Origin of the sequence: Streptomyces sp. NPDC007164 (assembly GCF_040634135.1) — a bacterium.
Lineage (GTDB): Bacteria > Actinomycetota > Actinomycetes > Streptomycetales > Streptomycetaceae > Streptomyces > Streptomyces sanglieri.
The window spans coordinates 187,249-208,444 of sequence record NZ_JBEYFB010000002.1; the positions used below are offsets into that span (position 1 = coordinate 187,249).

Below are 21,196 nucleotides of genomic sequence, written 5' to 3' on the forward strand. Positions count from 1 at the left end.
CCCCGCTCCGGATCGTCCCGCACCGGCTCACACCGAGCGACGGGCGACCAGTGCCGCGCTGATGTGCTGGAGGTCGGCCGGGCGGGCCGGGGAGAGGCCGGTCAGCCGGTCGATGCGGCGGATGCGGTAGTCGACGGTGTTGGGGTGGATGTGCAGGGCGGCCGCGGTGGCCCGCCGGTCCAGGCCCAGTTCGAGGTACGTCTCCAGGGTGCGCAGCAGCTCCGGCTTCGCCTCCAGCGGGCGCAGCAGCAGCGCGAGCCCGTGCAGGGCCTCGCTGGGCCGGCTGAGCTGGTATTCGAGCAGTACATCGGCCAGCCGGTACAGGCCGGGCGGCCGGCCGGTACGGGCGATCAGATCGACGATCTCGGCGTTACGGGCCACCGCGGCCGGCACCGCTTCCGGCTCGGCGGTCTCCGCGGCGGCCGTGATGGGGACCCCGGCGGCGCGGGTCGCCTCCCCGATCAGCGCGCGCAGCCCGCCCGGTCCGTGCCACGGCGGCGGCTCGGCGGCGGGCAGCAGCACCGTGCCGCCGGAGGCGTCCAGGGCGGTGAGCACCGGCGTTCCGGCGAAGTGGTCGAGGGCCGTGCGGACCCGGCGGATCTTGCGCCGGGCCGCGACGCCCGCGCCGGGCCCCGGTGGCTGATTCAGCTCGTCGGGGTGCGGGGCGAGTGCGAGCGTCATCGTGAGGTAGCGGGCGGCCGGGCGCAGTCCGGTGCGGTGGGTGAAGCGGTCCAGGGGTTCACCGGTCAGCAGGGCGGCCATCAGGGCGTGCCGGCCGCCGTGGTCCTGGCTGTCGAGGATCTGCCGGGCCTCCAGGTACGCGCCGCTGACGGCGGAGGTCAGCTGCTGCTGAAGGACCATGATGCGGTCCATGATCTCCAGGACGGTGGCGAGATCGCCGGGCAGCGCCCCCTTCGCGGTCTCCTGCCAGCACATCGCGGTGCCGACCTGGTAGGCGGTGAGGATCGCGTCCAGCGGCACGCCCTCCTCGGCGCGCTGGGCCGCCGAGTCGCGCTGCTGGGCGAGTTCGGCGTCCGTGGCGGGGCGGCGGTGCTCGACGACGTCGGCGAAGAGCCGCAGATTGTGCTGGACGATGTCGGCGATGTCGCCGGAGATCTCCTCGTGCGGCAGATCGGCGTAGACCGGCAGGTCGGCCAGCAGCCGGGCCACGACACGGCCGGTCAGGGCCGGGACCCGGGCACGCAGCTGTGCGGCGACCGGACGTCCGGCGATGGACAGCGGACGGCTCCCCGGCCCGCCCGGGACACCGTGCTCGCCCGTGATGACGAGCGGCCGATTGTCACGCGTCACAAGTTCCCCCGCAGAAGTCTGCGTTACCCACCAGTTAAACGACGGCACTTGAGTCTGCATGATGACCGGCGTCACACGCCATGCCACGTTCCCGCCCCCCACCGTCGGAGGATTCCGTGAACATGCCGCAGAAAAAGGGCATCTGTCGTTCCGCCAGGACCGTCATGGGCGCGCTCGCCCTGGCCGGTCTGGCCGTGGGGACCGGTGCGGTACCGGCATCCGCCGCCGGTACGGACGGCGCCACATCCTATGTCGCGCTCGGCGACTCCATGGCCTCGGGACCGCTCATCCCCGACATCACGGGGCCGGTGGCCTGCGGCCGTTCGACGCACAACTACCCGCACGAACTGGCCGATCGCCTCGGCGCCTCGCTGACCGACGTCACGTGCAGCGGCGCCGCCTCCAAGCACATGACCGAGAAGCAGTCGCTGTCGCTGCTCGACATCCCGATGGGCTCGGCGCCGCCCCAGTTCGACGCGCTGCGCCCGGACACGGACCTGGTGACGCTGACCATCGGCGGCAACGACGCCGGACTGGTCGGCATCGCGCAGAAGTGCACCACCCTCGACCCGAACGCCACCCCGTGCAAGGAGAAGTACAACGAGGGCGGCGTGGACCAGGTGGGGCAGCGCATCGCGGAGTTCGCGCCGAAGCTGGGCGTCGTACTGGACTCGATCCACCAGCGTTCGCCGCAGGCCCGGGTGATCGTCACGGGGTACGGGCTGTACATCAAGCCCGGCGGCTGCTGGCCGCTACAGCCGGTCCTGCCGGTGGACGCGGACTTCCTCCAGGGCAGCGTCGACCGGATGAACTCGGCGATCGCCGAGCAGAGCGCCGCGCACGGGGCCGAGTACATCGATCTGGCCACGCCCAGCAAGGGACACGACTCCTGCCAGGCCCCGTCGGACAAGTGGGTCGAGGGCTACGTGCCGACCGCGGCCGCCGCCCCGCTGCACCCCAACCGCAAGGGTGAGGCGAACTACGCCGCCATCATCGGCGCGCGCCTCCAGGGGAGCTGACCGGAGTTGCTCCATCGCCTGCTGCGCGGGCTGCTGGCGGCGGCGCTCGGCGCCGCCGCCCTGCTCGTCCCGGACGCCCGGCCGGCACACGCCGCCGGGCCGTCCGGGCCGGGCTGCGACCCGCTGGCGCCCGTCGAGTGCCTGCTGCCGTTCCCGAACGACTGGTACACCCGGCCCGACCCGGCCACCGACACCGGCCGCCGGGTGGCCTTCGACTCCGCCGTCCTGCCGCACGCCACGGCCGGCCGGCCCGTCGACCCGACGGCCTGGAACCGGTCCGACGGCTTCTCCCCCGGCTCGACGCTGATCGCGCACGTCCCCGGCCTCGACCCGGCGGCGACCGGCGCGGCCCCGATCACCGACATCGGCCGCTCCCTGGCCCCGGACGCCCCCGTCGTACTGCTGGACACCCGGACCGGCGAGCGGTGGCCGTACTGGGCGGAGCCGGACTCCAACGCCACCGACCCCGCACGCCGGGCCCTGCTGATCCATCCCGCGCGCAACTTCCGCGACGGCCACCACTACGCCGTCGCCCTGCGGAACCTCAAGGACGGGGCGGGGCGCACCGTCCCGGCGGCCGATCCGTTCGCCGCCGTCGCCGGGAGGACGCTGCCCGGCGGGCATCCGCTGCGCGCCCGGCAGCGTCAGCTCCGCCCGGCCCTCAAGGCGCTGCGCAGGGCCGGGGTGCGGTCCGAAGGGCTGTATCTGGCCTGGGACTTCACCGTCGCGAGCACCCGCGGTCTCACCGGTGACCTCTTCACCGTCCGCGACGACGCGTTCCGCCGGCTCGGCGGCCGCTCCCCCGGGTTCGCCGTCACCCAGGTCACCGACTTCACGGCCGAGCAGGACCCCCGGATCGCCCGGGAGGTGACCGGCCGGATCACGGTGCCCAGCTATCTGAACCTGCCCGGCGGCCCGCCCGGCTCCGTACTGCACCGCGGCCGCGACGGACTGCCCCGGCAGCTCCCGCTCAACACCCAGCTCGCCACGTTCCGCTGCGAGATACCGCGCTCAGCCTTCCGTGCCGCCTCGCACCCCGCCCTCTACGGGCACGGCCTCCTCGGCCGCCGTTCCGAGGTCGGCGCCGGCAATGTCAAGGCGATGGCGGCGGAGCACAACTTCACGTTCTGCGCGACGGACTGGATCGGAATGGCCGAGGAGGACATTCCCACGGTGCTCGGCGCGCTCGCCGACCCGAACCTCTTCCCCGCCGTCCCCGAACGCAGCGAACAGGGCATGTTGAACGCCCTCTTCCTCGCCCGCGCCCTGATCCACGCCGACGGGCTGAGCACCGACCCGGCCTTCCGCGACGCGGCCGGCCGGCCGCTCGTCGACACCCGGCACGGCATCGGCTACGACGGGAACAGCCAGGGCGGAATCCTCGGCGGCGCGCTGATGGCCGCCTCGCCCGACATCCGGCGCGGAGTCCTCGGCGTCACCGGCATGAACTACGGCCTGCTCCTCAACCGCAGCGCCGACTTCGCCCCGTTCCAGCAGGTCCTGGACCTCTCCTACCCGGACAAACTGCGCCAGCAGATCGTCCTCCAGCTGTTCCAGATGGTGTGGGACCGCGGCGAGACCAATGGGTATGCGAGCCACCTCACCGACCGCCATCAGGTGCTGATGCACATCGCGTACGGGGACCACCAGGTCGCGAACGCGGCGGCCGACGTGGAGGCGCGCACCCTCGGCGCCCGGCTGATCGCCCCCGCACTGGCACCGGGCCGCAGCCCGGACACCGTCCCGTACTGGGGCATCGGGACCGTCCTTCGAGGCCAACTGCCCTACCGGGGCTCCGCGATGACGGTGTGGGACAGCGGTACGCCCACCCCGCCGCTCACCAACACCCCGCCCAACGGGCCGCAGTACGGCCACGATCCGCACTCGGACCCCCGCAACTCGTCGGCCGCGCGTCAGCAGAAGGCCACCTTCCTGACCACCGGCCGTGTCATCAATGTCTGCGGCACCACGCCGTGCACCGCCGTCCCCGCCTCCTGACACCCCCCACCCCCCTGACAGGGATGCAGACAAGGAGCACCATGCGCACGCACCGCATCACCCAGGCAGCCGTCGCGGCCGTCCTGCTCGCCGGTACGGTCCTCGTACCGCCGGCCCTCGCCGCCACGCCCGCCGGCGCACCCGCGGCGAGCGCCGAGGCCGGCACCCGGGCCGCCGCGGTACCGTTCACCGCGGCCACCGCCAAGCGCGCCGCCGACGGGGGCTACACGATCTCCTGGTCCTCCGCCGCCGGCTCGGTGACCGTCACCGCGGTCACCTCCCCCGACGCCACCACCGGCACCCCGGTGGGCACCGCCCCCGGCACCGGTTCGCTGACCGTCCCCGCCGCGGCCCTCGCCGAGGCGGGGCGCTGGTACTTCCGGCTGGTGCCGGACAGCGGTTCCCCGCTGGTCGTTGCCGAACGCTCGCTCGGGATCGAGTCCGCCCGCAACTTCCGGGACATCGGCGGCTACCGCACCACCGACGGCCGCTGGGTCCGCCCGGGGCTGGTCTACCGCTCCAACAAGGTCAACAAGCTCACCGACGCCGAGCAGCAGCGCCTGGTCTCCCAGCGGCTCACCCTCGACGTGGACCTGCGCAACGCGGTGGAGCGGCACGACGACCCGGACCGGGTGCCCGCCGGTGTGAAGTACCAGGTCGCCGACGTGGTGTCGCTCAGCCACGGCATCCGCTTCCACGACTCGGCCCTGATGACACTGGCCGAGGCCATCGCGGCCGGGCTGTTCTCCGGCTCGTCCGACCTCGGCCAGTCCATCGGCTACCCGTTCATGGTCAACTTCGTGGGCGCCGACTACGCCTTCCGCGACCTGCTCACGGCCGTCGCCACGAACGACTCCGGTGCGACGGTCTTCCACTGCAGCTCGGGCAAGGACCGCACCGGCTGGAGCGCTGCCGTACTGCTCACCCTGCTCGGCGTCCCGCGCGAGACCGTCGAGGCGGACTTCCTCGCCAGCAACGACTACCTGGGCAACCCGAAGGCCGTCGAACTGAGCTGGCTGCGCGCGGCGTTCGACGAGGTGGACCACATCTACGGCGACTTCGACACCTACGTACGCGAGGGCCTGAAGCTCGACGACGCGACGGTGGCCGCCCTGCGCACCAAGCTGCTGACCGACTGACGCGGCGTCAAGACCCGGTGTGCCGAACGGTGGTGACCCCGCCGCCCGTCAGCACACCGGGTACCGTCCGGCCGGCCAGGCGACCGCGTGCTCCGCCTCCAGGCAGAGATCGTCGGCCACCTCGGTGATCACCGCGCGGCCCTCGGTCGACACCAGCCAGGACGGCGGAAGGTGTACGTCCCCGTGGCGTGCGCCGAGCAGATTGCCGCAGATCGCTCCCGTGGAGTCGCTGTCGCCCGAGTGGTTGACCGAGAGCAGCAGCGCCGGGGCCACCTGGTCGGCGCCGGGCAGCACCAGGGCGCAGTACACGGCGATGGCGAGGGCCTCCTCGGCGACCCAGCCCGCGCCCAGCGTCTCCACCTTCTCGCCGGTCGGCGCACCCTCCGCGGCCAGATCCACGGCGGCCCGCAGCGCCGCCGTCGTCTCCTCGTGCCCCGGGTGGTGGCGCAGCAGCTCCATCGCCCTCAGCACGGCGCCCGCCGTCGAGTCGCCCTCCAGGAGGTGGGTGACGATCGCGGCGAGGGCCCCGGCGGCGTACGCGCCGGTCGGGTGACCGTGGGTGATCTGCGCGCACCAGTACGCGAGCCGGAAGCCCGCCTCGGCGTCCTGGCCCAGCAGCCCGAAGGGGGCGGACCGCATCACCGTGCCGCACCCCTTGGACCCGGTGTTGACGGGTCCGGGTTCACCGAGCCGGCGCGTCGGTTCGGGGAGGTGGCCGGTGGCGAGCCCGGTCAGACAGGCGTTGCCGGGGGCCCGGCGGGCGTAGAGCCAGGGCTGCTGCCGGAGCCAGCCGGTGCGTATCGGGTTGTCACCGCCCGCGATGGGCGGCGCGGGGTGGTTCTGGGTGTCCAGCCAACGGAGGTAGGCGTTCCGTACGAGCTCGGTCTCGGCGCCGCCGATCCCCTCGGACGCCGTCCGGGCATGGGCCCTGATCAGCCCCTCGGCCGTGAACAGGGTCATCTGCGTATCGTCCGTGACCCGTCCGACGACCCCTTCCTCGTCCGGGAGCAGGCCCTGTACGCCGTGCTCACCGTGTGCCCGGCGGATACCGGCCAGGGACAGGAACTCCACCGGGTTCCCCAGCGCGTCCCCAATCGCCCCGCCCAACAGACAGCCACGCACCCTCGCCCTGCGGCCGGTGCGGCCCTCCCACGATGTGCCGTTCACGCACGCTCTCCTCAGTCCGACGTCGAGATGTCCCAAAACGCCGTCGCGGGTCCATCCTGGTAGAAGAGGCGATCGCCATGCGTACCGGCAATGAACCGACGACTGCCCGCAGCCCACTGCGGCTGCGGCTCTGGCTGAGTCTATGGGGGCTGGCCTGGGCCGTCTTCGGCCTGGCCGCCTTCGCGCTGACCGACCGGCCGGGCTGGGCCGCCGCCTGCGGCCTGCTGCTCCTGCTGGTCCTGGTGGATCTGACCGTGATCGTCCACCACATCCACCAGGGCCCGCACTACCAGCCCGGTCGCAACATCCCGCCGTACGAACCCGACCACGGCGGTCGCGGCAGGTACGGGCACTGAAGCGCCGCCGGGGGCGCGCCCGCCCGGCGCCGGCCGTCAGTCCTGGGCCGGGAAGCGGGCCGCCTTCAGATACTCCGGGTTCGGGTCGAGCGCGGCGGCCAGCCGGAAGTGGCGGGCGGCCCGGTCGGTGCGGCCGGAGCGCTCGAAGGTACGGGCCAGCGCGAAGTGCGCGAAGGCGTTGTCCGGTTCGCGCTCCAGGACGAGTTCGAATTCGAGTTCGGCGGGGCGCAGCTGGGCGGCGGCGAAGAACGCGCGGGCGCGCAGCAGCCGGGCCGCGGTGTTCTCCGGATGGGCCGCGATCACCGAATCCAGCAGTTTCACCGCGCCCCTGGGGTCGCGCGCGGCCAGCAGGTGTTCGGCCGCGCGGAAGTCGATGACGTCGGTCTCCGGGGTCCTCTCGGGCACGGTCTCGTCCTTTCCTTCGTCACCGGGTTCCCAACGTCCGGCCGCGACCGGGTATTCCGGTCCGGCCGGTGCCGGGGTCAGCCGGCCGCGGCGGCCCGCCCGGTCAGCTCCGACCAGACCTTGCGGACCTGCGGTTCCAGGTCCTCCAGCGGTCCGTCGTTGTCGATGATCAGGTCGGCCACGGCCCTCCGCTGCTCGCGGGTGGCCTGGGCGGCCATCCGGGCGCGGGCCTCGGGCTCGGTCATGCCGCGCAGCCGTACGAGCCGGTCGAGCTGGGTCCCGGGGCTCGCGTCCACGACGACGACCAGGTCGTAGAGCGGTGCCAGGCCGTTCTCGGTGAGGAGGGGGACGTCGTGGACGACGACCGAGTCGGGGCCCGCGGCCCGCTCCAGCTCGGCGGAGCGGGCGCCGACCAGGGGGTGGACGATCGCGTTGAGAGTGGCGAGCCGGTCGGTGTCGGAGAAGACGATCGAGCCGAGTTTCGGCCGGTCCAGGGTGCCGTCGGTGGTGAGGATGCCGGCGCCGAACGCGTCGACGACGGCCGCGAGCCCGGGGGTTCCCGGCTCGACGACCTCACGGGCGATCCGGTCCGCGTCGATCAGCACGGCCCCGTATCCGACGAGCAGCCGTGACACTTCACTCTTGCCGGCGCCGATCCCACCGGTCAGGCCCACTTTCAGCATGCCCGGCAGCCTAGTACGAGGGGGTGACCGGCGGGGGTGGTCAGGCGTCCCCCTCGCGCTCCGCGAGGAACCGCTCGAATTCGAGGCCGATCTCGTCGGCGGACGGCAGGTCCACCGGCTCGGCGACCAGGTTGCCCCGGGTCTCGGATCCGGCGACCGCGTCGTACTGGTGCTCAAGGCCCTCGACGAGCGAGACGAGCTCCTCGTCGCCCTGGTCGATCTGCCGGTCGATCTCCGTCTGGGTGCGGTGCGCCTCGGTGCGCAGCGCATGGGCGACGCTCGGCAGGACCAGGCCGGTCGCGGCCGTGATCGACTCCAGCGCGGTGAGCGCGGCGTCCGGGTACGCGGAGCGGGCGACGTAGTGCGGGACGTGGGCGGCGACGCCGAGGACGTCGTGTCCGGCCTCCATCAGCCGGTACTCCACCAGGGACTCGGCGGAGCCGGGCACCTGCGCCTCGTCGAAGGGGCTGCGGTGGCCGGGCATGAGGTCCGTGCGGTTACCGTGCGGGGTGATGCCGACGGGGCGGGTGTGCGGGACGCCCATCGGGATGCCGTGGAAATTCACCGCGAGGCGGACACCGAGGCGCTCGACGATCTGCTCGACGGCGGCGGCGAAGCGCTCCCACTCCACGTCGGGCTCGGGCCCGGACAGCAGCAGGAAGGGCGCCCCGGTGGCGTCCTGCACGACCCTGACGTCGAGCGTCGGGGTCTCGTAGGCGGCCCAGCGGTCGCGCCGGAAGGTGAGCAGCGGGCGTCGTGCGCGGTAGTCGACCAGACGGTCGTGGTCGAAGCTGGCCACGACCTGGTGCGGCAGCGTTTCGAGCAGACCGTCCACGATCTGCTCGCCGGTCTCGCCCGCGTCGATGTATCCGTCGAAGTGGTAGAGCATGACCAGGCCGACCGACTCCTGGGCGAGCGCCATGTCGACGACGGCCAGGCCCTTCGGCTCCCATTCGTACAAACTCTGCGGATCAGGCACGGTTACCGCTCCTCCTCGTGTTCGTCGAGAAGAACGTCCGGCAGGGCACAGGCATTCCCGGACTGTGCCCTTTCACCCGCCGGTTCATGCCGGATCCGATGCGAGAACCCGGGTACGGCCCGCAAGGCGGGCTCCGGTGGCGGGCGTCCGCCCTCCCGCTCGGGGCACAGGCGTTGATGTTCATGTCGGTGAACAACGGGCCGGTGAAGCCGAGTTCATGGCAGACCCCTGGCCGCCGGCTCCGCGCACGGGCGGGCAACGGACCGTCAGCTCCCCGTGCACCACACAGCCGTTCCCCGGTTCACCCGCTTCACCGGCCCACCCTCGCCAAGCATTGGTCCAGACATTGACAGGGCCACACCCCGTCCCTACCGTCACTGGGCAGAACGTTCAGAGACTCGCCCCACATTCATGTACGAGAACCTCGGACTCCTTCGACGGGAAGGCACCCCCCATGCGCACCCGCACTCTGTTCCCCGCCCTGCTGGCCACCGCGCTCACCACCGGCGGCCTCGCCCTCGCCTCCGCCACCGCGGCGGGCGCGGCGACGGTCATCGACGTGAGCACCGCCGCCCAGCTCAAGTCCGCCCTCACCGCCGCGGCCCCGGGCGACACCATCCGGCTCGCCGACGGCACATACACCGGCAACTTCAAGGCGACCGTCCCCGGCACCACTTCCGCCCGGATCACCCTGACGGGCTCGGCCAAGGCGGTCCTCACCGCCGGCGGGGGCTACGGACTGCACCTCGACGGTGCCTCCTACTGGACCGTCAAGGGCATCACCGTCACCGGCGGCCAGAAGGGCATCATGGCCGACACCGCCACCGGCGTCGTCATCGACTCGGTGACCGTGCACGACCTGGACATGGAGGGCGTCCACTTCCGCAGGTCCAGCAGGAACGGCGTCGTCAAGAACTCGCGGATCTACGACACCGGGCACGACGGCCGCGGCATGGGCGAGGGCGTCTACGTCGGCACGGCCGGCGATCTCTCCGACCGGAGCGACGGGGTCCAGATCCTGGACAACACGATCGGCCCGGGGGTCGGCGGCGAGAACGTCGACATCAAGGAGGGCACCACCGGGGCGAGGATCATCGGCAACACCTTCGACGGCAGCGGACTGACCGGCGCCAACTACGACGACTCCTGGGTCGACGTGAAGGGCAATGACGTCCTGGTCGAGGGCAACAAGGGCTCCCGTACGACCAACAACGGCTACGAGACCCACACCCAGCAGAGCGGCTGGGGCTGCGGCACCGTCTTCCGCGACAACACCTCGGACCTGACCGGCGCCAAGGGCGACAAGCAGCTCGCCGTCAACGTCACCAACTACGGCACGGACTGCCCGACCACCGTGTACAGCGGCAACACGGTGACCGGCGGCAAGGGGCTGACCAACATCGCGGTCACACCGTAATCGGATCCCGGAACGAGTGAGGCCCGCTCCCCGAGGGGAGCGGGCCTCACTTTTCAGCTACTGCGGTCGATCATCGACCGGAGGGGGCAGAGCGTCAGCTCTGGCCGCCCGCCAGCTTCTCGCGCAGGGCAGCCAGGGCCTCGTCCGACGCCAGGGCGCCGGAGTTGTCCGCGGACTCCGAGGAGTACGAGCCGCCGCCACCGCTGCCGCCGGAGGCAGCCGGGGCGCCACCGGCCGGGGCGGCAGCGCCCTCGGCAGCAGCGGCCTCGTCGGCCTCGCGGGACTTGATGACCTGGGCCTGGTGCTGCTCGAAGCGCGTCTGCGCCTCGGCGTACTGCGTCTCCCACACCTCGCGCTGAGCCTCGAAGCCCTCGAGCCAGTCGTTGGTCTCGGGGTCGAAGCCCTCGGGGTAGATGTAGTTGCCCTGGTCGTCGTAGGACGCGGCCATGCCGTACAGGGTCGGGTCGAACTCGACCGAGGCCGGGTCGGCACCGAAGGCCTCGTTGGCCTGCTTCAGCGAGAGGCTGATGCGACGGCGCTCAAGGTCGATGTCGATGACCTTGACGAAGATCTCGTCGTTGACCTGGACGACCTGCTCCGGGATCTCCACGTGGCGCTCGGCCAGCTCGGAGATGTGGACCAGACCCTCGATGCCCTCGTCGACGCGCACGAACGCACCGAACGGAACGAGCTTGGTGACCTTACCGGGAACGACCTGCCCGATCTGGTGCGTACGGGCGAACTGCTGCCACGGGTCTTCCTGCGTCGCCTTGAGCGACAGGGAGACGCGCTCGCGGTCCATGTCGACGTCGAGAACCTCGACGGTGACTTCCTGGCCGACCTCGACAACCTCGGAGGGGTGGTCGATGTGCTTCCAGGACAGCTCGGAGACGTGCACGAGACCGTCGACGCCGCCGAGGTCCACGAACGCACCGAAGTTGACGATCGAGGAGACGACGCCGGAGCGGACCTGGCCCTTCTGCAGGGTCGTGAGGAACGTCTGGCGAACCTCGGACTGGGTCTGCTCCAGCCAGGCACGGCGGGACAGGACCACGTTGTTGCGGTTCTTGTCCAGCTCGATGATCTTCGCCTCGAGCTCCTTGCCCACGTAGGGCTGAAGGTCGCGGACACGACGCATCTCGACGAGCGACGCCGGGAGGAAGCCGCGGAGGCCGATGTCGAGGATGAGACCACCCTTGACGACCTCGATGACGGTACCGGTGACGATGCCGTCTTCTTCCTTGATCTTCTCGATGGTGCCCCAGGCACGCTCGTACTGAGCGCGCTTCTTCGAGAGGATCAGGCGGCCTTCCTTGTCCTCCTTCTGGAGAACCAGGGCCTCGATCTCGTCACCGACCTTGACGACCTCATTCGGGTCGACGTCGTGCTTGATCGAGAGTTCGCGGCTCGGGATGACGCCTTCGGTCTTGTAACCGATGTCGAGGAGAACCTCGTCCCGGTCAACCTTGACGATGACACCGTCAACGATATCGCCGTCGTTGAAGTACTTGATCGTCTCGTCGATCGCCGCGAGGAACGCGTCCGCGTCGCCGATGTCGTTGACCGCAACCTGCGGAGTGGTGGCGGTGGTCTCGGTGCTGCTCGTCATGTGGGAAAGGGCTCCGGTACGGACAGTGAGTCGTAGGTACTGCTACGCCGGGAGCCCGTATCACCTCTGCAGAAGCCGGACAGCTCGGGAAACACCGAACCCGCTGGACCGGGAGGCGCCTCGTGAACCGAGGGGACATACAACAGATGCGAGCGCGGCCTGCTAGGTCTGAGGCGCGCAGGCTCGCAGCGCAACTTGTAGCATACGGGGGCAGCCGGGCACGGTCAATGCGCGAAGGCGCACACCGGGGGCGCAACGGCGCATATCCGGCACAACTCGTGTTCCCCGAGGCCAGATCGGCCCCAGGAGACAAACCCATGGGCACGGGAGCCGTACTCACAGGTACCCCCCAGGTACGTACCGCGTGCGGCGGGGTGAAGGCAAACTACAACGACGGACACGATGAGCCAAGAGATCTACCCGGCCGAACCCGGGACCGAACCCGAGGCGACCCGCCGCGACGCGTCGGAGGCCGAGAGCAGCCGGGCCAGTCGCGGCTGGTGGGACCGGAACGCCGACGAGTACCAGAGCGACCACGGCGCCTTCCTCGGCGACGACCGCTTCGTCTGGGGCCCGGAAGGGCTCGACGAGGCGGAGGCCGGTCTGCTGGGTCCCGCCGGGTCGCTGCGGGGCCTGGACGTCCTGGAGATCGGCGCGGGCGCCGCGCAGTGCTCGCGCTGGCTCGCCGCGCAGGGGGCCCGGCCGGTGGCGCTGGACCTCTCGCACCGGCAGTTGCAGCACGCGCTGCGGATCGGCGACGGGCCGGCGGTCCGGCTGGTGGAGGCGGACGCCGGGGTGCTGCCGTTCCGGGACGGCTCCTTCGACCTGGCGTGCTCCGCCTACGGGGCGGTGCCGTTCGTCGCGGACCCCGTGCAGGTGTTCCGCGAGGTGCGCCGGGTGCTGCGCCCCGGGGGCCGCTGGGTCTTCTCGGTGACGCATCCGGTGCGCTGGGCGTTCCCGGACGAGCCGGGGCCGGAGGGCCTGTCGGTCGCGGCCTCCTACTTCGACCGCACTCCCTATGTCGAACAGGACGAGCGGGGCGAGGCCGTGTACGTCGAGCACCACCGGACGCTGGGCGACCGGGTGCGGGACGTGGTGGCCGGCGGCTTCCGGCTGGTCGACCTCGTCGAACCGGAGTGGCCCGCCTGGAACCGCCAGGAGTGGGGCGGCTGGTCCCCGCTGCGCGGAAACCTGATTCCCGGCACGGCGATCTTCGTCTGCGAACGGGACTGATCCGGTACCGGTACGGGAGCAGGGGCGGATCGTACGAGACTGGGGGCGTGATCCGTACCGACGCCCTGGACCAGTTGCCCGTACGCACCGCTGTGCCCGCCCTGGAGCGGGCGCTCGACGACCGCGGTGCCGCAGTGCTGTGCGCCCCGCCGGGCACCGGCAAGACGACCCTGGTACCGCTGGTCCTGGCCGGTCTGACCGGCGGCGGTCCGGTACGCCGGGTGGTGGTCGCGGAGCCGCGGCGGATCGCGGCACGGGCGGCGGCGCGGCGGATGGCGTGGCTCATCGGGGAGCGGGCCGGCGGCCGGGTGGGGTTCACGGTCCGCGGGGAGCGGGTGGTGGGGCGCGACACGGTGGTGGAGGTGGTGACCACCGGTGTGCTGCTCCAGCGGCTGCAGCGCGACCAGGAGCTGGCCGGGGTCGACGCGGTGATCATCGACGAGTGCCACGAGCGGCATCTGGACGCGGACACGGTCGCCGCGTTCCTGCTCGACGTGCGGGAGGCGATCCGGCCCGATCTGCGGCTGGTCGCCGCGTCCGCGACGACGGACGCGCAGGGCTGGGCGCGGCTGCTGGGCGATGCCCCGGTGGTCGAGGCGGAGGGTGTCTCGCATCCGGTGGAGGTGGTCTGGGCGCCGCCCGCCGCTCCGGTGCGGCCGCCGCACGGGATGAGGGTCGATCCGGCGCTGCTGACGCACGTGGCCGCGACGGTGCGCCGGGCGCTCGCGGAGCGGGACGGGGACGTGTTGTGTTTTCTGCCGGGTGTCGGCGAGATCGGGCGGGTGGCCGGGCAGCTGGCGGGGGTGGCCGCCGAGGTGCTCCAGGTGCACGGGCGGGCTCCGGCGGCGGTGCAGGACGCGGTGCTGGCCGGGTCGTCCGGCGAGCGGCGGCGGGTGGTGCTGGCGACCTCGGTGGCGGAGTCGTCCCTCACGGTGCCCGGGGTCCGGGTCGTGGTCGACTCGGGGCTGGCCAGGGAGCCGCGTACCGATCACGCGCGGGGGCTGAGCGCGCTGACGACGGTGCGGGCCTCGCAGGCGGCGGGGCGGCAGCGGGCGGGCCGGGCCGGGCGTGAGGCGCCCGGGGCGGTGTACCGGTGCTGGGCGCAGGCGGAGGACGGCCGGCTCGCCCGGTTCCCGTCCCCGGAGATCAAGGTCGCGGACCTGGCGGCGTTCGCGTTGCAGGCGGCGTGCTGGGGCGATCCGGACGCGTCGGGGCTGGCGCTGCTCGACCCGCCGCCCGCGGGTGCGATGGGTGCGGCGCGCGAGGTGCTGACGGCGGTCGGTGCGGTGGACACGGACGGGCGGGTGACCGACCGGGGCGTACGGATGTCCCGTCTCGGCCTGCATCCGCGGCTGGCGCGGGCGCTGCTGGACGGGGCCGCCGAGGTGGGCGGCCGGCGGGCGGCCGAGGTCGTGGCGCTGCTGAGCGAGGAGCCGCCGCGGGAGTACGGGGACGATCTGGCGGCCGCGTTGCGCGCCGCGCGGCGGGGCGGCGACGGGTACGCGGGGCGGTGGCGGCAGGAGGTGCGCCGGCTGTCCTCCTTCGTCGCGGACGCGGGCCGGGGCTCCGGGCCGGACGACGTGGCGGTGGGCCTGGTGGCCGCGCTGGCGTTCCCGGAGCGGGTGGCGCGGGCCCGGGGCGAGGGGGCGTTCCTGATGGTGTCGGGGACGGGTGCGGAACTTCGGGACGGTTCGGGGCTGCGCAGTGCGCCGTGGCTGGCGGTCGCGGTGGCCGACCGGCCCGCGCACTCGGCGTCCGCGCGGGTGCGGCTCGCAGCCGTGATCGACGAGGACACGGCGCGGGCGGCCGCCGGGCATCTGCGGTTCGCGGGCGAGGAGGTCCACTGGGCCGGTGGCGATGTGGTGGCCCGCCGGGTGGAGCGGCTGGGGGCCGTCGAGCTGTCGGTGCGTCCGCTGAAGCAGCCGGCGACCGGGCTGGTGCGCGAGGCGCTGGTCGAGGGCCTGCGACGGGAAGGTCTCGGGCTGCTGCGGTGGACGCGGGAGAGCGGGCAGTTGCGGGAGCGGCTCGCGTTCCTGCGCCGTGAGCTGGGCGAGCCCTGGCCGGATGTGTCGCAGGGCGCGTTGCTGGAACGTACCGAGCAGTGGCTGGAGCCCGAGCTGTCACGGGCCCGGCGGCGCTCCGACCTGGCCCGGATCGACGCGGGGCAGGCGCTGCGGCGGCTGCTGCCGTGGGCGACCGGCGAGGCGGTGCGGCTGGACGAGCTGGCGCCGGAGCGGATCGAGGTGCCGAGCGGTTCCCGGATCAGGATGGAGTACGGCGGGGCGCAGCCCGTGCTCGCGGTGAAGCTCCAGGAGCTGTTCGGTCTGCGGGAGACCCCGAGGGTGGCCGGGGTGCCGGTCCTGGTCCATCTCCTCTCCCCGGCCGGCCGGCCCGCCGCCGTCACCGCCGATCTGGCGTCGTTCTGGCGGGACGGCTACCGGGCCGTACGGGCGGAGCTGCGCGGCCGCTATCCGAAGCACCCGTGGCCGGAGGATCCGACGACGGTGGAGGCGACCCGGTTCACCAAGAGGGCCCGGCGGTAGGCAGCCCCGCGACACCGCGGTGCCTGCCGCCGGGCCCTCCGGGGCGCGGCTCAAGCGGGAGCAGGGGCGGGGTCGGGTGCCGGGTCCGGGCGGCGCGAGCGGGCCTCCAGCCACAGGGCGAGGGCGAGCAGTCCGGCGCCGAGGACCAGGAAGCCCCAGGGCAGGTACGAGGTGAGGAGCAGGACCAGCAGGCGCTGGGACTTGACCAGGTCGACGATCGATTCGACGTAGTCCGGGCGCATCTTCACGTGCCCGGCGAACACGGTCATGGTGTCCTGCGGCATCCCCATCTTCCGGGCGTTGCGCAGCTCCTCCTTGTGGAGCTCCTCGCCGTTGACCGGCGCTCCGGTGACCGGGTCCACCCAGAACATCCGCTTGGTGGTGTACCAGCGGGTCATGCCCGTCTTCGCGATCTGTTCCGGTGTGACGCCCTTGATCGGCATCTTCTTCGGCATCGGGACCCTGGTCCACGGGATGGTCTGCTCGAAGTAGTAGACGTCCATGCCGTGGAAGGTGCGGGTGCCCTTGTAGTGGATGGGCGAGCTGGTGCGGGCCTGGGCGTCGAAGTACTCGTAGTCGCGCTTCTGGGTGAGGAAGGGCCACTTGAACTCGATGCCCTCGCGCCTGACCGGGTCGCCGTCGACCATTTCGCCGGTGGCGTGGACGGGGGCCTGGCTGTGGGCGTCGAAGATGTAGCGCTCGGGGATCTCGGAGACCATCTTGCCGTCCGGCCCGGCGACGTAGCTAAGCGCGTCCCAGACGACGACGTCGCGGCCGGCGCTTCGTTCGATCTTCTCGGACTCCTCGACGTTGCCCTTGAGGGTCTGCACGATGGTGACCTTGGGGACCGTCTTCACCTTCATGTTGTCGTTGTAGTCGAGGAGGGTGGCGGGCTTCGCCTCCAGCACCGTCTCCTGGTACTGGCTGGGCGGGATCTTCGCCAGCCTGGGGAAGGCGTACCAGCGCATCAGTGGCGACATGGCGGCGAAGAAGACGGCGAATGCCAGGAGTACGAGGCTGGCTCGGCGGCGCATGTGGGTGCCCTCCCTCGGCTTCGGTTGCTTCCGGTGGTCAGTGCCGGATCGGGGCACTAGTTCTTGGGGCCCGGGACGGTGGTCAGCAGGGGTTCGGGCGAGGTCTCTCCGGGCGGGGCACCGATCGCCGTGATGGTGAAGACGAGCGCGAGGGCTGCGGCGAGCCCGATGGCGGCGGCGACGAGAGCACGCATGCCGGTCCTCCCGGAGAGCATGGATCTGATGGGTCGTCAGGGTTGGGGCACCGTAGCAACGCGGGCGCGAGATGAGAACACGTGGAACAGCCCCTCTGCCGGGTGGTGGCAAAGGGGCTGTTCCGACGTGAGGGAGCGGGGTCAGGCGGTGGGCGTCCCGGAGGCCCCGGGCGTCTTCGACGGCTCGGGGGTCCCGGAGGGTCCGGGCGTCGCGGAGGGATCGGGTGTCCCGGAGGGGTCGGGTGTCCCGGTGGCCCCGGCGGCCTCGACCTTCAGCTCGATGACGACCGTGGCGCCGCCCTCGGTGGTGAGGCGCAGCTTGTAGGTACCCGCGGTGCCCTCGGCGTAGATCCTGGGCAGCTTCAGGGTGCCGTCGGCACCGGTCTTCAGGTCCGTGAGGGTACGGACCGGCTTGCCGTCTGCGTCCTCGTCCTTGAAGTAGGGGCCCTTGTCGTTCTCGACCGGCTTCTCGTCGTCGGTGATCATGGTGGCGGTGACGGCGACACCCGCCGCGACCGCGCCCTTGTAGGTGGCCTTGACCTCGACGGTGTCGGCGAACTCGGTGCCGGCCTCCGTGGTCAGCGCCTTCTCGTCGGTCCTGGCGATCGCGTCGGCCGGGCGGCCGGTGACGGTCGCGCGGTAGGCGACGGCGGGCAGCGAGCGGCCGGTGGCGACGGCCTGCACCATGAACTTCCCGGCCTCCTCGCCCGCCTTCAGGACCGGGGCGGTGACCGTGCCGTCGGCGCCGGTCCGGAGGGTGACCGTCTTCTTCCCGCCGTCGAAGGCGGCGTCGGTGTCACCGACGACGGTGAAGGTCACGGACACCCTGGCGAGCGGGCCGCCGAGCTTGTTCCTGGCCCTGACCTTGATCCGCTCGGCGAAGGCGTCGCCCGCGGTGGCCGTCAGCGGGCCGGTACCCGCGTTCTCCACACCCGCGAGGGTCTCGGCCGGCTTGGTGGGCGGTGTCGGCTCCGGGGTGGGGCTGGTCGGTCCGCCGTCGCCCGGCTTCGAGGGGCCGGGGGTCGGCCTGCCGGGCCCGGACGGCGAGGGCGACGGGCTCGGGCTGCCGGGGTCGCGGTCCGTACCGCCGCCGAGGCCGGGCGGGACGGTGCCCGTTCCGTCGGGGATCTCGTGGGTGCCGCGCTTGTAGTAGTCGAACCACGAGCGGACGGTACGCAGATAGGCGTCCGAGTGGTTGTAGCTCAGGACCGCCCGGTCGAGGTCCGCGGCGAGGGACAGGTCGCGGGAGCCGGCGCAGAGGTAGCGGCCGGCCGCGAGCGCCGCGTCGTAGATGTTGTTGGGGTCCTTGCGGCCGTCGCCGTTGCCGTCCTGGCCCCAGGTCGCCCAGGTGGACGGGATGAACTGCATCGGGCCGACGGCACGGTCGTGGGTCGAGTCCCCGTCGTACGCCCCGTTGTCGGTGTCCTTGATCATGGCGAAGCCCCGGCCGTCCAGGACCGGGCCGAGGATCGGTGAGAACGTGGTGCCGTTCGCGTCGACCCGGCCGCCGCGTGCCTGGCCGGACTCGACCTTGCCGATCGCGGCGAGCAGTTGCCAGGGCAGCCGGCAGGCGGCGTCGCTGCCGGCGACGGTCTGCTCGGCCTTCTTGTACGCGGCCAGGATCGAGGCCGGGATGCCGGATTCCGCGCTGCCGGTGACGGGCAGATTCGTGGAGGTGCCCGGCTTGTCGGGGGTGTTCAGCGGCGGCAGGTCCGTGTAGTACGGCGAGTTGCCGGTGGCCGCGCTGTCGTCTGGCGGAGGTGTCGACCCGGTGGCCTGCGGGTCGTCGCTCCCGGTGACCAGCGTGGCGCCCGGGGCCCCCGAGGCGGAGAGCGCCGCCACGGCGACGGCGGCCACAGCGGTGGTGGTCGCCCCCTTGCGAAGCCGGCGACCGAATTGCGCTGCCATACTCTGGCCCCTCCCCTTCGACGACAGTCCGCGCTCCCCAGCGACAGGACTCAGGCGACCCTACGGCAACTTGTGCCGCCGGGTCACTGCGCACTGACCGGTTCTTACCTGTTTTTCACGTTGCCGACGGCAAGTTGTACGGCGGTGGTCAGGGGGGCTCACACGGCTCGCGCATACTTGCCGCCATGCCGTTCACACTCAGTCATGCCGCCGCCGTACTGCCGGGGATGCGGCGGGACGGGACGGCGCGTGGGCCGCTGTTCGCCTCGGCCCTGGTAGCGGGTTCGTTCGCCCCCGACATGACGTACTACGCGGACACCGCGATCCCCGGCGCCATGGAGTTCGGGCAGGTCACCCACTCGGTGTGGGGCGTGTTCACCGTCGATGTGCTGATCACCGCGGCCGTGGTGGCGCTGTGGCTGCTGCTGCGCGAACCACTGGTGGCGCTGCTGCCGGCGGGTTGGCAGGGGCGCGTCCACGCGTTCGTACGCGGACGGCGCGGGGCCCGGGGTGTCCGGGAGGCAGGCGGGTTCGTGGTGTCGGCGATGATCGGGGCCGCCACGCATGTCGTCTGGGACGCCTTCACCCATCACGACCGTTGGGGTGTGCGCCTGGTGCCGGTGCTCGACGGGAGCGTCGGCGGATTCCCGGTGTTCCAGCTGGTGCAGTACGGCAGTTCGGCGGTGGCCCTGGCCGTGCTCGCCCGGTTCACGGCTTCGGGGCTGCGTGCCGCCGGGGCGCGTCCGGTCCCGCCGTCGGTGCCGGTGCTGGAGGGGCGGGGGCGGTGGGCGGCGGGGGTGCTGCTGGGCGTCTGCGCACTGCTCGGCGTCGTCCACCGGTGCGCGCGCTGGTACGCGTACTTCGGGCACATCGACACCCCGCTGGACATCATCCCGACCGCCTGCTTCGGCGCCGGGGCGGGGCTGGCGGTGGGCCTGGTGCTGTACGGGGTGTGGATGCGGCTGCGGGCGCGGCGGCCACGCCCGGCCGCACCCGTGACCGCCGGACGGACCTGAGGGCCGGTCCGGCACGAGCCGAACGAGACGCCCTAGGAGCGGATGGCGGTCGCGCAGTTGCCGCCCGTGGCCGTCGTACCGTCGCCCGTGTCGACCGGCTTGCTGCGGTCGTACGGATCGACCCGGCGGGCCCGGCCGGCGGGCTGCTCGCCGGCCGTGCCGAAGGGTGGCACGAAGTAGCCGGTCGGGGCGGAGCAGCCGCCGTTGGTCATGTCGAGCGCGTAGGAGACGAGGGACATCGTGCCCGGTTCGGTGATGATCCTGGCCGGGTCGTCCCAGCTCATCACCACCTGGCGCCGCACGATCGTACGGATGACCTCCGCGTCCCGCCCGCCGTCTCCCGCCGGGGTGACCGGGTACACGAAGGTGACGTCAGCCGTCACCTCGACCGCCCCCTTTCTCCCCTCCCGGTACGTGAGCCGGCCGCGGGTCCTGACCACGTCACCGACCGGCCGGGACTGCTCCGGCCGGAAGCGGCTGAACAGCAGCAGCGGGTCGGTCCTGCCGCTGGGCGCCTTCGACGACAGGGCGGTACGCAGATACTCCTGGACGTCCTTCTGATGCGGGTTCAGCAGCGCGATCGCCTTCGTGGGCCGCTCACCGCGCAGCACCCGGGAGTCGAGGCCCGCGGCCACCAGGAAGTCCCGGCTCCGGCGCAGTGCCCGCCCGACCTGGGCGGCGCCCATCCAGCCGGTCGCCTCGGCCGGCGGCACCGTGATTCCGGCCGCTCCGTCGGCCCAGCGGGCGGCGGGCGAACCCCGGAAGGGCTCGGCGACGGTAGGGGGCAGATCCCGCTCGGCTCCGGGAGCCTCCCGCGGGCGCTCCGACTCGGCGGCCTGCGGCGCCCCGTCCTGCCCGCCGTCGTCGCCGCCGAACCAGCCGATGACCTGCTGCGGGAAGAGCGTCACGACCAGCAGGGCCACGACCACCACCAGACCGGTCACGTACCGGCCCGTCCTGCGGCGGGGCCGGGCCGGAGCGTACGTACGCCATCCTCCCGGCTGCCCGGGGCTCTCCCCCAGCCGCCGCTCCACCTCACGGGCGCGCGCCGACGGCTCCACAGGAGCCCCGGGCACACCCGCCACCGATTCGCGGAGGAACCGCTCCCACTCCTCTTCGGACATGGACGACTCGTCCTGCCCCCCAGCCCCGCCCACGCCGCGCTCCCGTTCCCGCTCGATGTCC

The 21,196-nt window shown here is 72.4% G+C and carries 18 protein-coding genes; 8 read left to right on the top strand and 10 right to left on the bottom strand.

Translation table 11 applies throughout. The annotated features are described in order from the left end of the window. Window positions 1-27: 27 nt before the first annotated feature. Window positions 28-1,239, bottom strand: a complete 1,212-nt coding sequence (locus ABZ622_RS05380) for a helix-turn-helix domain-containing protein (protein ID WP_360541015.1) — start codon at window positions 1,237-1,239, stop codon at window positions 28-30. 194 nt (window positions 1,240-1,433) lie between these two features. Here ABZ622_RS05380 and ABZ622_RS05385 point away from each other — a divergent pair, with 194 nt between their 5' ends. Genes ABZ622_RS05385 through ABZ622_RS05395 form a run of 3 tightly spaced genes read left to right on the top strand, consistent with a single transcriptional unit; the run spans window position 1,434 to window position 5,467 of the window. Further along, on the top strand, window positions 1,434-2,330 hold the full coding sequence (locus ABZ622_RS05385; protein WP_360540601.1) for an SGNH/GDSL hydrolase family protein: 897 nt from the start codon (window positions 1,434-1,436) through the stop codon (window positions 2,328-2,330). A gap of 6 nt (window positions 2,331-2,336) precedes the next feature. Further along, window positions 2,337-4,328, top strand: coding sequence for a hypothetical protein (locus tag ABZ622_RS05390; RefSeq protein WP_360540603.1), 1,992 nt, complete (start codon window positions 2,337-2,339; stop codon window positions 4,326-4,328). 41 nt (window positions 4,329-4,369) lie between these two features. Further along, entirely contained in the window at window positions 4,370-5,467 is a 1,098-nt protein-coding gene (locus ABZ622_RS05395; protein ID WP_360540606.1) for a tyrosine-protein phosphatase, read from the top strand. A gap of 48 nt (window positions 5,468-5,515) precedes the next feature. On the opposite strand, the gene ABZ622_RS05400 is transcribed toward ABZ622_RS05395, so the two are convergent. Further along, a complete protein-coding gene (locus ABZ622_RS05400; RefSeq protein WP_360540608.1) occupies window positions 5,516-6,634 on the bottom strand; it encodes an ADP-ribosylglycohydrolase family protein in 1,119 nt (372 codons plus the stop codon). A gap of 77 nt (window positions 6,635-6,711) precedes the next feature. Here ABZ622_RS05400 and ABZ622_RS05405 point away from each other — a divergent pair, with 77 nt between their 5' ends. Further along, the gene (locus ABZ622_RS05405; protein ID WP_360540610.1) at window positions 6,712-6,990 is read left to right on the top strand and encodes a DUF6343 family protein; all 279 of its coding nucleotides are present in this window, start codon (window positions 6,712-6,714) and stop codon (window positions 6,988-6,990) included. 36 nt (window positions 6,991-7,026) lie between these two features. On the opposite strand, the gene ABZ622_RS05410 is transcribed toward ABZ622_RS05405, so the two are convergent. From ABZ622_RS05410 to ABZ622_RS05420, 3 genes are all read right to left on the bottom strand, one after another. Beyond that, a complete protein-coding gene (locus ABZ622_RS05410; protein WP_124718274.1) occupies window positions 7,027-7,395 on the bottom strand; it encodes a tetratricopeptide repeat protein in 369 nt (122 codons plus the stop codon). 77 nt (window positions 7,396-7,472) lie between these two features. Beyond that, window positions 7,473-8,078 carry a dephospho-CoA kinase gene (coaE, locus tag ABZ622_RS05415; RefSeq protein WP_360540612.1) on the bottom strand — a complete coding sequence of 202 codons (606 nt, stop codon included), beginning with the start codon at window positions 8,076-8,078 and terminating at the stop codon, window positions 7,473-7,475. Between the two features lie 40 nt (window positions 8,079-8,118). Next, a complete protein-coding gene (locus ABZ622_RS05420; RefSeq protein WP_360540614.1) occupies window positions 8,119-9,057 on the bottom strand; it encodes a PAC2 family protein in 939 nt (312 codons plus the stop codon). 454 nt (window positions 9,058-9,511) lie between these two features. Between ABZ622_RS05420 and ABZ622_RS05425 the strand changes: the two genes are divergently transcribed. Then, a complete protein-coding gene (locus ABZ622_RS05425; protein ID WP_360540616.1) occupies window positions 9,512-10,474 on the top strand; it encodes a right-handed parallel beta-helix repeat-containing protein in 963 nt (320 codons plus the stop codon). Between the two features lie 94 nt (window positions 10,475-10,568). Here the strand turns inward: ABZ622_RS05425 and rpsA are convergent, their stop codons facing one another. Next, window positions 10,569-12,083, bottom strand: coding sequence for a 30S ribosomal protein S1 (gene rpsA / locus ABZ622_RS05430; protein WP_360540618.1), 1,515 nt, complete (start codon window positions 12,081-12,083; stop codon window positions 10,569-10,571). A gap of 402 nt (window positions 12,084-12,485) precedes the next feature. Between rpsA and ABZ622_RS05435 the strand changes: the two genes are divergently transcribed. Both ABZ622_RS05435 and hrpB read left to right on the top strand, forming a co-directional pair. Next, the gene (locus tag ABZ622_RS05435; RefSeq protein ID WP_360540620.1) at window positions 12,486-13,316 is read left to right on the top strand and encodes a class I SAM-dependent methyltransferase; all 831 of its coding nucleotides are present in this window, start codon (window positions 12,486-12,488) and stop codon (window positions 13,314-13,316) included. Between the two features lie 47 nt (window positions 13,317-13,363). Then, window positions 13,364-15,859, top strand: a complete 2,496-nt coding sequence (gene hrpB / locus ABZ622_RS05440; RefSeq protein WP_360540622.1) for an ATP-dependent helicase HrpB — start codon at window positions 13,364-13,366, stop codon at window positions 15,857-15,859. 50 nt (window positions 15,860-15,909) lie between these two features. Here hrpB and ABZ622_RS05445 read toward each other — a convergent pair whose 3' ends face one another. From ABZ622_RS05445 to ABZ622_RS05455, 3 genes are all read right to left on the bottom strand, one after another. Continuing rightward, window positions 15,910-16,893 (bottom strand): DUF3068 domain-containing protein, encoded by a 984-nt coding sequence (locus ABZ622_RS05445; RefSeq protein WP_360540624.1) that lies wholly within the window; start codon window positions 16,891-16,893, stop codon window positions 15,910-15,912. Between the two features lie 56 nt (window positions 16,894-16,949). Continuing rightward, window positions 16,950-17,087 (bottom strand): SPW_0924 family protein, encoded by a 138-nt coding sequence (locus ABZ622_RS05450; RefSeq protein ID WP_266916575.1) that lies wholly within the window; start codon window positions 17,085-17,087, stop codon window positions 16,950-16,952. 141 nt (window positions 17,088-17,228) lie between these two features. Then, complete coding sequence (locus tag ABZ622_RS05455) at window positions 17,229-18,995, bottom strand: lytic transglycosylase domain-containing protein (protein ID WP_360540627.1); 1,767 nt, start codon at window positions 18,993-18,995, stop codon at window positions 17,229-17,231. Window positions 18,996-19,180: 185 nt separating this feature from the next. On the opposite strand from ABZ622_RS05455, the gene ABZ622_RS05460 reads away from it, so the two are divergent. Next, window positions 19,181-20,011: a DUF4184 family protein gene (locus ABZ622_RS05460; protein WP_360540629.1), complete on the top strand. Its 831-nt coding sequence runs from the start codon at window positions 19,181-19,183 to the stop codon at window positions 20,009-20,011. A 32-nt stretch (window positions 20,012-20,043) separates the two neighbouring features. On the opposite strand, the gene ABZ622_RS05465 is transcribed toward ABZ622_RS05460, so the two are convergent. Continuing rightward, window positions 20,044-21,135 (bottom strand): hypothetical protein, encoded by a 1,092-nt coding sequence (locus tag ABZ622_RS05465; protein ID WP_360541017.1) that lies wholly within the window; start codon window positions 21,133-21,135, stop codon window positions 20,044-20,046. Between the last annotated feature and the right edge of the window lie 61 nt (window positions 21,136-21,196).

Coding starts and splice junctions, on each gene's coding strand:
- ABZ622_RS05385 (WP_360540601.1), top strand. CDS start 1,434: ATGCCGCAGAAAAAGGGCATCTGTCGTTCCGCCAGGACCGTCATGGGC.
- ABZ622_RS05395 (WP_360540606.1), top strand. CDS start 4,370: ATGCGCACGCACCGCATCACCCAGGCAGCCGTCGCGGCCGTCCTGCTC.
- ABZ622_RS05405 (WP_360540610.1), top strand. CDS start 6,712: ATGCGTACCGGCAATGAACCGACGACTGCCCGCAGCCCACTGCGGCTG.
- coaE (WP_360540612.1), bottom strand. CDS start 8,078: ATGCTGAAAGTGGGCCTGACCGGTGGGATCGGCGCCGGCAAGAGTGAA.
- ABZ622_RS05425 (WP_360540616.1), top strand. CDS start 9,512: ATGCGCACCCGCACTCTGTTCCCCGCCCTGCTGGCCACCGCGCTCACC.
- rpsA (WP_360540618.1), bottom strand. CDS start 12,083: ATGACGAGCAGCACCGAGACCACCGCCACCACTCCGCAGGTTGCGGTC.
- ABZ622_RS05435 (WP_360540620.1), top strand. CDS start 12,486: ATGAGCCAAGAGATCTACCCGGCCGAACCCGGGACCGAACCCGAGGCG.
- ABZ622_RS05445 (WP_360540624.1), bottom strand. CDS start 16,893: ATGCGCCGCCGAGCCAGCCTCGTACTCCTGGCATTCGCCGTCTTCTTC.
- ABZ622_RS05450 (WP_266916575.1), bottom strand. CDS start 17,087: ATGCGTGCTCTCGTCGCCGCCGCCATCGGGCTCGCCGCAGCCCTCGCG.
- ABZ622_RS05455 (WP_360540627.1), bottom strand. CDS start 18,995: ATGGCAGCGCAATTCGGTCGCCGGCTTCGCAAGGGGGCGACCACCACC.
- ABZ622_RS05460 (WP_360540629.1), top strand. CDS start 19,181: ATGCCGTTCACACTCAGTCATGCCGCCGCCGTACTGCCGGGGATGCGG.
- ABZ622_RS05465 (WP_360541017.1), bottom strand. CDS start 21,135: ATGTCCGAAGAGGAGTGGGAGCGGTTCCTCCGCGAATCGGTGGCGGGT.